This is a genomic window from Fructobacillus ficulneus (assembly GCF_001047075.2).
In the GTDB taxonomy this organism is placed as follows: domain Bacteria; phylum Bacillota; class Bacilli; order Lactobacillales; family Lactobacillaceae; genus Fructobacillus; species Fructobacillus ficulneus.
In genome coordinates this window covers 131,089-142,369 of record NZ_DF967986.1, presented here as the reverse complement: position 1 = coordinate 142,369, position 11,281 = coordinate 131,089, and the positions used below count along the sequence as shown (strand labels likewise).

11 protein-coding genes are annotated in these 11,281 nt (G+C 40.8%); 7 read left to right on the top strand and 4 right to left on the bottom strand.

Annotated features, from left to right (window positions below; genetic code table 11):
* Window positions 1-223: 223 nt before the first annotated feature.
* The 4 genes from AOQ29_RS01285 to AOQ29_RS01275 all read left to right on the top strand — a co-directional run bounded on the left by AOQ29_RS01285 (window position 224) and on the right by AOQ29_RS01275 (window position 2,842).
* Entirely contained in the window at window positions 224-1,267 is a 1,044-nt protein-coding gene (locus AOQ29_RS01285) for an AEC family transporter (protein ID WP_061992747.1), read from the top strand.
* Between the two features lie 14 nt (window positions 1,268-1,281).
* Window positions 1,282-2,298 carry an NAD(P)-dependent oxidoreductase gene (locus AOQ29_RS01280; protein ID WP_061992746.1) on the top strand — a complete coding sequence of 339 codons (1,017 nt, stop codon included), beginning with the start codon at window positions 1,282-1,284 and terminating at the stop codon, window positions 2,296-2,298.
* Between the two features lie 121 nt (window positions 2,299-2,419).
* A complete protein-coding gene (locus tag AOQ29_RS07650; RefSeq protein WP_158530735.1) occupies window positions 2,420-2,590 on the top strand; it encodes a hypothetical protein in 171 nt (56 codons plus the stop codon).
* Window positions 2,591-2,659: 69 nt separating this feature from the next.
* Window positions 2,660-2,842 carry a hypothetical protein gene (locus tag AOQ29_RS01275; RefSeq protein WP_061992745.1) on the top strand — a complete coding sequence of 61 codons (183 nt, stop codon included), beginning with the start codon at window positions 2,660-2,662 and terminating at the stop codon, window positions 2,840-2,842.
* 50 nt (window positions 2,843-2,892) lie between these two features.
* Here AOQ29_RS01275 and AOQ29_RS01270 read toward each other — a convergent pair whose 3' ends face one another.
* From AOQ29_RS01270 to AOQ29_RS01260, 3 genes are all read right to left on the bottom strand, one after another.
* Complete coding sequence (locus tag AOQ29_RS01270) at window positions 2,893-3,948, bottom strand: YdcF family protein (protein ID WP_061992744.1); 1,056 nt, start codon at window positions 3,946-3,948, stop codon at window positions 2,893-2,895.
* A 97-nt stretch (window positions 3,949-4,045) separates the two neighbouring features.
* Window positions 4,046-4,576, bottom strand: a complete 531-nt coding sequence (locus AOQ29_RS01265) for a DUF4811 domain-containing protein (RefSeq protein WP_061992743.1) — start codon at window positions 4,574-4,576, stop codon at window positions 4,046-4,048.
* Window positions 4,576-6,051, bottom strand: a complete 1,476-nt coding sequence (locus AOQ29_RS01260; protein WP_061992742.1) for an MDR family MFS transporter — start codon at window positions 6,049-6,051, stop codon at window positions 4,576-4,578. Before AOQ29_RS01260 ends, AOQ29_RS01265 begins: the two co-directional genes overlap by 1 nt.
* 144 nt (window positions 6,052-6,195) lie before the next feature.
* Here AOQ29_RS01260 and AOQ29_RS01255 point away from each other — a divergent pair, with 144 nt between their 5' ends.
* The gene (locus AOQ29_RS01255) at window positions 6,196-6,762 is read left to right on the top strand and encodes a TetR-like C-terminal domain-containing protein (protein WP_061992741.1); all 567 of its coding nucleotides are present in this window, start codon (window positions 6,196-6,198) and stop codon (window positions 6,760-6,762) included.
* A gap of 57 nt (window positions 6,763-6,819) precedes the next feature.
* On the opposite strand, the gene AOQ29_RS01250 is transcribed toward AOQ29_RS01255, so the two are convergent.
* Entirely contained in the window at window positions 6,820-7,377 is a 558-nt protein-coding gene (locus tag AOQ29_RS01250) for an NAD(P)H-dependent oxidoreductase (protein ID WP_061992740.1), read from the bottom strand.
* A 155-nt stretch (window positions 7,378-7,532) separates the two neighbouring features.
* Here AOQ29_RS01250 and AOQ29_RS01245 point away from each other — a divergent pair, with 155 nt between their 5' ends.
* Together AOQ29_RS01245 and AOQ29_RS01240 are read left to right on the top strand one after the other, a co-directional pair.
* The gene (locus AOQ29_RS01245) at window positions 7,533-9,812 is read left to right on the top strand and encodes a glycosyltransferase family 39 protein (protein WP_407645461.1); all 2,280 of its coding nucleotides are present in this window, start codon (window positions 7,533-7,535) and stop codon (window positions 9,810-9,812) included.
* A gap of 21 nt (window positions 9,813-9,833) precedes the next feature.
* Entirely contained in the window at window positions 9,834-10,871 is a 1,038-nt protein-coding gene (locus tag AOQ29_RS01240; protein WP_061992738.1) for a glycosyltransferase family 2 protein, read from the top strand.
* Window positions 10,872-11,281 lie beyond the last annotated feature (410 nt).

The following is an 11,281-nucleotide window of genomic DNA, read 5'->3' as shown; positions in this document are numbered from 1 at the left end:
CAACAAAAAGCCCCAGCCATCAAGGCTGGGGCTTTTTGTATCTCTCATAAAGAATATTAATAGTATACCCGAAAATTGATTATTCAACAACCTTAGATTCATGTGTTTTATGACAAATGTTATACAGTTTTAAGGTCAATTTTCCTGACATATTTAAAATACCGATCAATTTCATTGTGATACGATTAACAAAAATAGGAGTTGATTCAAAAAGGAGACTCACATGAATATCGGTTCAGCCATTACGAAAGCTTTGACAAACACTCAGATTATAACTGCCATCGTCGAAACGCTCGGCACAATAATTCTCGGATTTTATTTACGAAAACGTCAAAAATTAAGTGCTGATGCTGTTAAAACACTCACAACTATCACTATGACAGTCGCACTCCCCCTTCTTGCCTTCACTGCTTTTCTAACCCCCTTAAGCCATCAAACTTTAATTCAAAGTCTTGATGTTTTAGTGTGGGGACTGTTAATTTATATTATTTTAATTATCTTGATGCCTCTACTTTATTTCCGCTACGCTTCTGGAACAAAAAGTGTCCTCGGAATTTTAACTAGTTTCGGGTCAACCACATTTTTTGGAATGCCTATTGTTGGTGCAGTCTATGGTGCCAAAGGAGTTATGTACGCTTCAGTTTTTAATATTGGTTATCGTATTTTTCTTTACTCCTACGCCTATATCAAAATGTCTGGTGAACAATTTCGTGGGGAACATATCAAAAAGATGTTATTGAATCCGATTGTTTTAGCAACATTTATCGGGCTGTTCCTTTGGCTAATTCAAAATTCAATCCCACAAGTAAGTATCGACCATAGTCAAGTTGCTTTTTATCGAATTGATATTACCGTGCCTTGGCTTTTCACTTGGTTAAAACTTTTAGCAGGACTTGCTTCACCACTAGCTTGGCTAGCCATAGGTGCTAACCTGGGTCAAATGTCACTAACCAAAGCCCTGAAAAATAAAACATCATGGTACTACTCTTTTAATAAGGTTATTCTGGTACCAATTATTATGGCCGGTCTCTTGATCGCAACCACAACTTTCCATCTCTTGCCTGTTGATTCAACTGCATTGGCAACAATGGTTATCATGATGGCCACACCGGTGGCGACAGTCGCCGTCAACTATGCCATGGCCTTTAACCGGGAAAGTCTTCTGGCAGCCAATGCATCGTTAATTTCAACAATTGCCGCGACCATCGCCCTGCCATTTTGGATAATTATCATCGAATTATTAAAAGAGTTGCCCATCTTTAAATAGCAAAGGAGGCTCAAATGTCATTTAAGATTATTTCATTTGGAACGCGAGAAAACGAAATTAGTTATTTTGAAGCTCTGAATACCTATAACTATCAAATGACTTACCAGAAGGAAAATTTGACGGCTGACAATATCCAGCTCTGCCAAAATCATGATGGAATCTTGCTACGTGCCAATAGCATTGCTGATAAAGATAACCTCAATCAACTTAAAAGCTACGGTATTAAATATGTGTTCACTCGTACAGTTGGCTATAACCATATCGACCTTGACCAGGCAAAGCACAACAATCAAATCGTTGCCTATGTGCCAACCTATTCGCCAATGGCAGTCGCCAACTTAGCGTTTTCACTGGCAATGATGCAATACCGGGCATTAACTAGTTCCGTTGTTGCGGTTCATACCATGGATTTTCGACCACAAGTTGGTAACTTCGTTGCTGAAATCCAAGATCTCACAGTCGGTATTATCGGAACGGGCAGTATTGGTGCTGCCGAAGCGCAACTTTGGCAAAGCCTCGGCGCTAAGGTACTTGGCTATGATGTCAAACGAAATCCGCAATTAACGGACAGGCTCACTTATACGGATTTAGCCACTTTACTCCAGCACTCCGATATTGTCTCACTCCATATTCCACATACACCGGGTCAAACTACTAAACTCTTTGGCAAAACAGAATTAGCACTGATGAAATCATCAGCTATTCTTATTAACACTTCTCGAGCCGAAGTCACAGACGAGCAGGCAATCATAGATGCCATCAAAAGCCAACAAATTAAGGGCTTTGCGACTGATGTCATTTCAAACGAATCTGCGATTTTTGGCAAAGTAGAACCTAAATTAACAGATGAAAAATTCGCCATTCTCAATCAATTCTCCAATCTTTATCCCCGTGTTATTATTACACCTCACATCGGCTCTTATACTAAAAACGCGTTAAAGGACATGATTACAACTTCCTATCAAAACTTTCACCACGCTTTAACAGATAATTTCAACGAAAATTTCTTAGTCACCCCTGTTAAATCATAGTCCAACCGACCTAGTTCAAGCCAATCATTGGCTTGAACTTTTTATTTAAAAAACCTTTAGCATCCGCCTTTTATCCTTTATAATAGATAGCATCTAAATGGTTTAACAAAAAGGAGCCCTCATGCTTATTGGATTGTCGGTCGTTGCCTTCGGCCTCTTAATTATTATTTTTGCAGCTGGTCATGGCATTTCACTTGCTCGTCAAGGTGACATTAGCATGATTCCACTAATTTATATTGCCGGTTTTCTTTTTTTAATCGGTCTAGGCTTTATTATTTTTAATTTACTATAAATTGCATTTCGCTCTCTTTTAGAGTACATTATCTTTGTTTACATACATTAAATCTATTGGAGGTTTGTTATGCTCGGTCTAATCGGTTTAGCTTTAGTAGTCCTCGGAATTTTAATTGTAATTTTGGGAAGCTTTTTGCCTTTAATTCGTCTCTACTTCGGTGATCGCAGCGTCATCAGCCAACTCTTCTGGGGTGGCGTTATCTTTTTAGTCGGTTGTGCCCTATTAATTTATAATGCCATCACGCTTTAAAACAGAAAAAACCATCCTCTTAAATCTGAGGATGGTTTTTTATCTGATTTTTAATATGCCAATAAATAAGCTAAGAAAGCTTCAATCAAGAATAATAAGAAAGTTAACAAACGATAATAGGATAAAATTCCAATATATTCACGAATCAAAGCTGTCGGCAAGAAGTAAAAGGATGTTGGTGCCCCCATACCTCCACGAGCATCCAAATCAATCTTTTTTGCAAAGAGTGTTGCTCGTGTCACATGATAATTACTAGTTGAAAATAAGATAATCGGCTTTTTACTGCTCTGCCAATCTTCCAAAATTTTTTCTTTGCTGAACATAAAATTTTCAAATGTATTACGTGACTGGTCTTCAACTAAAATATCACTATCCGGAACCCCAACGCTCAGCAAGTAATTACGCATGGCACCAACTTCCGAAATACTTTCATCAGAGCCCTGACCACCCGAAACCACAAACTTCGGCTTTATTTCGCCAGCTTGATGGTAATAGGATAAGGCTCGGTCAACTCGACTTTGCAGCAAAGGGGTGACTTTGCCATCATGGACATAGGATCCCAAAACAATTAAATAATTGGCACCTTTAGGTGTCGGTAAAATTTGGTATAGAAATGAATAGAGCAAATAGCTGATAAATAATAAGAAAAATGTATTGTAAACCATCACAGCTAGTGCGTAGCTAAAAATCAAGAACTTGCCATGGATGTTACCAACAAAGAAAATTAAGTAAAAATCAAAGAGAATGCTGAGCGCCAAAAATAGCGATAATTTAGCAGTAAAACTCTTTCCTTCTTTGTGCGAAATAATACTGGTATTGCGGCCTAACCAGACTACCACAGTAACCAATAATACTGGCGGTAGCAGAATAATTAAGATATTCAAAACTGGTATTTGCCGGTCAATAATCCAACCAGCAAGTCGTAAATAAAGAGCCAAAAGAATAATAATCAATGAAAACATCAATAAACTAGCAAAAATAAAGTTTTGCTTGTCTAAAAATATTGCTAGTCCGGCAATAATAAATATAGCTAAAAATAGGTAAATAAACGTTGTTAACATACTGTAACCAACCTTTTCAATTTGGTGTCTAACTTGATTATACACAGACTTTCCTAAAATAAACACAAAAAAGCACCCGGAAAGCAGAATCCGGGTGCTTGGAAAAACTCATGAAGATTTATAAAGTGGTTAGTGAGCAGAATTACTTTTCAACAATTTGCCAAGAAGTTGGTACTTCTAGTGTATGTTGAACCTTGATAACATTGTCTTCACCGTCTTGCTTAAACATGTCACGCCAGAAGTTAGACTTGTAAACCCACTTTGTGGTTGTTGTCTTAACTTGAGCTTTGTCTGACGTTACCTTTGTATAATTAGCAGATTGCTTAACTGCTTCAACAACGTCATTCTTATTTGGAACAAAGTGAGCTGTTCCCTGTTGGTCAGTCGCCTTGTCCTTGTAAACCAAAACAAAGTTATTTGTTCCAATTTTCTTAACAGCTGCCATTCCAACTGGAACTTGGGCAGGAGCAACGGAGTAAACTTCCTTAGTCGTCACAACTGTTTGCTTTTCCATCCCAAAGTGGCTATCCATGTTAGCAGCTAATAGTGCAACTGCGATAACGGCACCGATAGTAAAGATGGCACCAATGATAACTTGTAGCCAGCGATTAGCAATTAACAGCCAACTTGCAGCGGCTAGAACAATTAATACAACAATAATCCAAAGAATCATTATTCAGCCCCCTTATCATTCTTAACGAAGAGTACAACAATCAAACCAAGAACAGCAAAGGCCATACTGATGATGAAGGCAACTTGGAATCCGTCCATTGAGGCATTCAAAGCCTTATCAGCATACTTGATTGGGTCAGTAACCTTCATTGAGCTGGCTGGTAAGTTGTTAGTAATTGTGTTTTGAACAACGGATGTCAACAAAGCAACAACCACTGAACTTGAAACCTGACGCAACGTGTTGTTAGCAGCAGTACCATCGGCAGCCTTATCATCAGACAAGGCACCCATAGCTGACGTCGTCAATGGCATCATTACCAAAGCGATTCCAGCCATTCGAACAGCATACAAAACTGAAATAATAATGGTTGGTGTTGCGGCAGTCAAATAGATGTAAGGTAAAGTTCCTAATGCTAGCACTGAGAAACCAACAAATGAGAGCAATTTTACTCCAACCTTGTTGTATAAGATACCAGCAATTGGGCTCATAAGTCCCATGAACAACGCTCCACCCAACAAAGTCAAACCTGAATGGAAAGGAGTCAAGCCACGCACATTTTGCAAATATGTTGGCAACATCATTTCAACACCGTACATAGCCATGATTGCTAGAATCAAAGCTACAGTTGGAATCGTAAAGTCCTTCTTGGCAAAAACCTTAATATCCAAGAAAGGTACTGGCAACTTCAATTGACGCCAAGCAAAGACAAGAATCAACAAGACACCAGCCGCGATTGGGAAGACAACATTAGTAAAGTCACCCCAACCATCTGTACCAACATTAGTGAAGCCCCACAAGAAGAGACCAAAACCAACTGTTGAGAGAGCCAATGAAGGGAAATCAAGTTTCATCTTCTTTGTTTCAATAACATTTTCCATCATGAATGGTGTCAAAATAATGGCAATCACAATGAAAATCAATGGAATTACAAAGATTGATCGCCAGTCATTTGACAATGTCAATCCAAGGATAGTGTGATCCTTTTGCAAAATCCAACCTGAAAGCGTTGGGCCAAAGGCTGGGGCCATTCCAATAACCAATCCCATCATTCCCATGGCAGCACCACGTTCTTTAGGTGCATACATGTTCAAGATGACGATTTGCATCAATGGCATGATGATTCCAAAGGCAATCGCTGCGACAATCCGTCCAACGACGAAGAGCCACCAAACATTGCTATGCTCAGGAGTTAGCGTGCTAATCAACACACCAATAAAGAGCAAAATGTAGGCAACGAAGTGTAAAATCTTCGTTGGGACACGGTTAGCCAAGTAGGCAGACAACGGAACCATCATTCCGTTAAAGAGCAAGAACCAAGTTGTTGCTTGCTGTGCAGTTGATAAGTTAATATTGAAGGCTGTCATTAACGTGGGGATTGCAGTTCCAAGGGAAGTCTGCATCAAGGCACCGGCAATTGCGGCAACCATCATCACGATAAGAACTAACGTTCGATTGTACTTACGTTCAGTATTCATCTTAAAATTCCTTTCACTGATACAATTTGTACCAGACATCATGTTACATAGTGTATCAGTTAAATTTAACTGAGTCAACCTGTTTCACTTAAAGTTTTTTTGTTATATAATCGAGGCAACGACGAAGTGCCGTGGAGGATAATAATGAAACACAGCCAAGTAGAAAATGCTCGAGTAAAAGAAAAAATTGTTGATGGCTTCTTTATGCAATTGGAACATCAACCCTTTTCTGAAATTCGCGTTTCCCAATTAATCAAATCAGCTGAAGTGGCTCGCGTTAGCTATTATCGAAATTTTGATAGCATTGAAGATATCCTTGATTTCTATCTAACCTGCTTCATTATTAAGCAACATAAAAAAGAACACGAAAAAAATCCAAATCATGAAATCACAGAAAACACCTCTTGGAATCGTATCCGTGATTCCTTTATCGCCTTCAAAATGGAGGCGGAGCGGTTTACCTTGCTAATCAATCGGGGATTGTCCAGCCATATTTATGAGTTCTATATCCAGTTAGCTGAAGAAATCAAAGCCAAGCACATGCCTAACTTCAAACCTGAATATAAGCATGTCTTTGTTTATGGCGCAACTTTCCACGTCTTAATGACTTGGCTTGTCAACGGTACAGAGGAAAGCCCCGAAGAAATGGCTGACTTTCTGATTAAGTCACTTCCTGTTGACTTTCTGCCTCACTCATCACAACCAGATTAATCCCTAACCAAATTAAAATGCGACGACTAGTTTTTTTGCTAGTCGTCGCATTTTTTATTAGTCAATCGTTGCAGCACATTTCTTAATGTAGGCTTCACGCTGTTCTTGTGTCACACCAGAATCCATGTGTCCTAACACGAAGGCCTTATTTAATTTGATGCCCGTATAGGCAAAAATCCCGTACTTGTAGCGGCTAACCACGTTACCGAACATCTTATAGTACCAGCCACCAAAATTTGAACCTGTAAAAATATCAGCTTTTTTACCAGATAAGTGTTTAACAATTTTACCGTCTTTACGGTTATAAGCAAAACCAGGAGTAAAGACCCGATCAATCATCCCCTTCATCAACGAGGGTTCAGCTGACCACCAAACAGGGAAGAAAAATGAAATCCGATCTGCCCAGCGAATTTTCTCCTGAACCGACTTAGGAAAGCTCTCATCTTCCATATGTTGGCGGTAGCCATACCGCAGCACACTGTCAAAGTCCGCCGTGGCTAAATCAACTAATTCTACTTCATGCCCCTTATCGATCGCAGTTTGATAAAAGTTCATCGCATTGGCATGGGTAAAGGACTGCTCATCTGGATGCCCTTGAATCACTAAAATTTTCATAATTTATATTCCTTATTTTTTCTTTTTTTAATTATAGCAAAGACCTCTTGAAAATTTAGCCAACAATATTGACACAAGAGTTGGATAATTTAATTTTCAATTGATGCTCACTTAATTTTTATATAGGCAAAGCGGACTAGACTAAGGCTATTCGAATGAAGGAGGGTTTGCATGTGCAAATAAATAAATTAAAAAAAATGGATTGGTATCTGGTGGGCATTTTAGTCCTCAGTGCCTTCCTCTTTGGCTGGGGCATCTGGGATGCCGGCAGCGCCAATAGCTTCTATACAGCCGCTATTACTTCAATGACCAAGAGCTGGTCAAACTTCTGGTACGGAGCTTTTGATCCGGCTGGCTTCATTACCGTTGATAAGCCACCAGTAGCCCTTTGGTTCATGGCTATTTCAGCCAAAATCTTTGGTGTTCATGGTTGGTCAGTCGTCCTTCCCAGTGTCTTAGCTGGAATCGCCTCTGTCTACCTCATCTACCGTTTGTTAACACCAAAGTTTGGACCCTGGGCTGGCCGTATCGCTGCCTTAACCATGACGTTGACACCAACGGTTGTTGCTAACGAACGAACGAACAACATGGATGCCATCCTGGTCCTCTTCCTACTCTTAGCCGTCTTCACTCTCCAAAAGGCTGTGACGAAGAAAAATCTTTGGCTTGTTATGATCAGCTTCGGCCTGATCGGCGTGGCATTCAACGTCAAAATGTTGCAAGCCTTCATGATTCTACCAGCTATGCTGGTCTACTACTGGGTTGCTATCAAACAACCTTGGAAAAAGAAAACTGCCTGGCTTGGTGCCGGTCTGGTTTCATTAGCAGTCTTTACCCTGGCTTACCCAATGGCCGTTGATTCAGCTAATAAGAGTTCTCGTCCTTATATTGGTAGTTCTCAAACCAACTCCTTGATGGAATTGGCCTTTGGTTACAACGGAACTCAACGTTTGCTGGGTCAGTCAACTGGTACAGGCGGTACATTTGCCGGCATGGGCAAAAGCTCATCTAAAAATAGTCAAATGAAAAACTTTGGCCAACAAGCTGGTAAATCAACAACAACCAAAACAACCACGACTAACGGTCAGACAGGTACAACAACTCCTGGTGGTACGCCACCAACCGGTGGACAAGGTCCAACTGGTTCAAAGTCTGGCACACCACCAACAATGCCGACTGGATCAAAGTCTGGTACAGCTCCAACTGGCAAGAAAATGACCGGAACTCGTCCAACTGGCAAGATGGGTAAGATGAATGGTAAAGCTGGTGGCCGCGGTGGCATGGGCGGCGGAATCGGTAGCGCCTTTGCAATCGGAACTGCTGGTCCATTCCGTCTCTTCCAAGCCGACCTTGGCTCACAAATCGGTTGGTTCTTACCATTTGCTATTCTTGGTATGGTAGCCGGTTGGTTCGGCTTTAGAAAGCGCGGATCAAAGTGGTACCACGTTTCATCACAACAAGAAGATGTCTTACTTTGGGCCGGATGGTTCGTCCCTGTTTATGGTTTCTTCTCAGTTGCCTCATTCTTCCACCCTTACTACACAATTATGTTAGCCCCAGCAATTGCAGCCTTGACTGCTATTGGAGTTACTGCCGTTGCTAAGATGATGAAAGCTGGCAAGAATGAAGCTGACAACACGAACAATGCAGAAACACCCGCAGCTGCACTCCTTGAAAGTGATGATGCAGTCAACCAAGCACCAGCTCGTTCTAAGTTTAATCAAGGACTAGTTGCCCGGATTCTCTTAAGCATTACCGTCCTTTCAACATTGCTCTTGCAAGCTTACTACGTTTCAAGTTATTACTCAGTTATTAGCGTTATCTTAGTCGTTTTGGCTATCTTGCTCGCCGGTTGGTGGTTCTTGCCTCGCCAATTCGGTGCAAAAATCAAGGTTCTCGTAACTGCCGCCGCTGTCTTTGCCATGGCTGGTTTCTGGGCCCTAACACCAACTCTCTCTCATACTTCAGCCGCAATTCCATTTGCAAGCCCATCTCTCCTCAGTTCAAAGGGCTCATCTGACATGGGTGGCGAAGTTAACTCTGACTTACTCTCATATACTGAAAAGCACCAAGGTTCAGCAAAGTACCTCTTTGCCACAACAGATTCAAACTCATCTTCTGGCTACATCATTAAGTCCGGTAAGGCTGTCATGGCTCTTGGAGGCTACAACGGTACCGACCCAACTATGACCTTGAAGCAATTCAAAAACTTGGTTAAGACCGGTCAATTGAAGTACTTCGTAACCGGTAACCAATCAAAGAGTTCCGATGGTCAAATCAGCAAAATCTTAGCCTGGGTGAAGAAGAACGGTAAAGCAGTTACTTACAGTAAAACTCAAAGCACCACAACCCAAAGTTCAACCACTAATCGTGGTGGTATGGGCATGGGTGGCAACTCGAGCTCAACCCTTTACGACCTTTCATCTATTTATTAATCTTACAGGAGGCTTCTATCAATGCTTTCACGCTCTCAAATTCCAACACTCGGACTAATTCTTCCCGCTTATAACGAAGAAGAAGTTTTAACCACTACTTTGACAACTCTCCGTCAAATTAAACAACAACTAATTGAAGGCCACCTGATTCAAGCCGATAGTTTTATTATGATTGTAGATGATGGTTCCAAGGATCAAACTTGGCCTATTATTCAAAAAGAAGAACAGGACAACGGTGATATTATTGGGGTCAAGCTTTCTAAAAATTTTGGCCACCAACCCGCATTGCTGGCAGGTATGACCGAGGCTAGTAAAATTTCTGACATGATGATTACTCTGGATGCTGACTTACAGGACAATCCCGGTATCATCACTGAAATGGTCGAAAAGTACTTTGAAGGCAATGAAATTGTCTATGCGGTTCGTTCTAGCCGGCAAACCGATACTTGGTTCAAAAGAAATTCGGCATTGGCTTTTTATAAATTAGCCGGCTGGCTAGGGGTCAAAATGGTTCCAAATCACGCTGACTTTCGTCTCATGAGTAAGACAGCAGTTCAAGCGCTACTTGCCATGCCAGAGCGCAACGTTTTCCTACGAGCTATGGTTCCCTTAGTTGGCTATAACTCTGCTAAAGTCTACTACGAACGGGGCGAGCGACAGGCGGGAACTTCTAAATATCCCTTGAAAAAAATGCTCTCCTTTGCTATTGATGGCATTACGAGCTTCAGCATTCAACCTATCCGTCTTTTGCTCCACCTGGGTATCTTAGTCTTAGGTGTGGCGGGTATTGAAATTTTCTACACTCTCTTTGAAAAAGTCGTTGGCAATCCAACTGCTGGATGGTCATCCCTAATGATTTCAATTTGGCTTCTCGGGGGCTTAAACCTAATCGCGTTGGGCGTCGTTGGGACTTACATCGGTAAAATTTTCACCGAAGTAAAGCACCGCCCCCTCTTCCAAATTGAAAAGGAAATTAGCTATTCAAACAACAATGATCAACTCTCTCAGCTCACATCTTCAAATACTAATTACCAAATCATTCAAAAAATGACTAGCTAACATCAACTTTTATCGAGAAATAAATTTGAACTTCATGTGCAATATCCGTTCTGCAAAAAAGGCCGCCAATCATCTTGATTGGTGGCCTTTTCGTTGCTGTTATTCCATTTAAAATCAATGAATTTAGAATTAAATTCGTTTTAACCTATTGACAGGTATTCTAATTCTGTGTAGAATCTAATAAATATTAGACGTTGATGAGATAAGTAAATCTTAGCGGCAAGTACAGAGAACTGATGGTCGGTGAAAGTCAGTCTTGCTTGAGGATTGAAAATGGTCTTGGAGTCGTGTAACTTGGTGAGCATTCTTGTTAGCTAAGTTCGGGTGCGCCCGTTACTGCGTTAGAGTATCTCAATCTTTTGACGTACTTGTTGAGTGGTTAGTAGTGATACTGACCAAAATCAGGGTGG

Coding starts and splice junctions, on each gene's coding strand:
- AOQ29_RS01285 (WP_061992747.1), top strand. CDS start 224: ATGAATATCGGTTCAGCCATTACGAAAGCTTTGACAAACACTCAGATT.
- AOQ29_RS01280 (WP_061992746.1), top strand. CDS start 1,282: ATGTCATTTAAGATTATTTCATTTGGAACGCGAGAAAACGAAATTAGT.
- AOQ29_RS07650 (WP_158530735.1), top strand. CDS start 2,420: ATGCTTATTGGATTGTCGGTCGTTGCCTTCGGCCTCTTAATTATTATT.
- AOQ29_RS01275 (WP_061992745.1), top strand. CDS start 2,660: ATGCTCGGTCTAATCGGTTTAGCTTTAGTAGTCCTCGGAATTTTAATT.
- AOQ29_RS01265 (WP_061992743.1), bottom strand. CDS start 4,576: ATGATTCTTTGGATTATTGTTGTATTAATTGTTCTAGCCGCTGCAAGT.
- AOQ29_RS01260 (WP_061992742.1), bottom strand. CDS start 6,051: ATGAATACTGAACGTAAGTACAATCGAACGTTAGTTCTTATCGTGATG.
- AOQ29_RS01255 (WP_061992741.1), top strand. CDS start 6,196: ATGAAACACAGCCAAGTAGAAAATGCTCGAGTAAAAGAAAAAATTGTT.
- AOQ29_RS01250 (WP_061992740.1), bottom strand. CDS start 7,377: ATGAAAATTTTAGTGATTCAAGGGCATCCAGATGAGCAGTCCTTTACC.
- AOQ29_RS01245 (WP_407645461.1), top strand. CDS start 7,533: ATGAAGGAGGGTTTGCATGTGCAAATAAATAAATTAAAAAAAATGGAT.
- AOQ29_RS01240 (WP_061992738.1), top strand. CDS start 9,834: ATGCTTTCACGCTCTCAAATTCCAACACTCGGACTAATTCTTCCCGCT.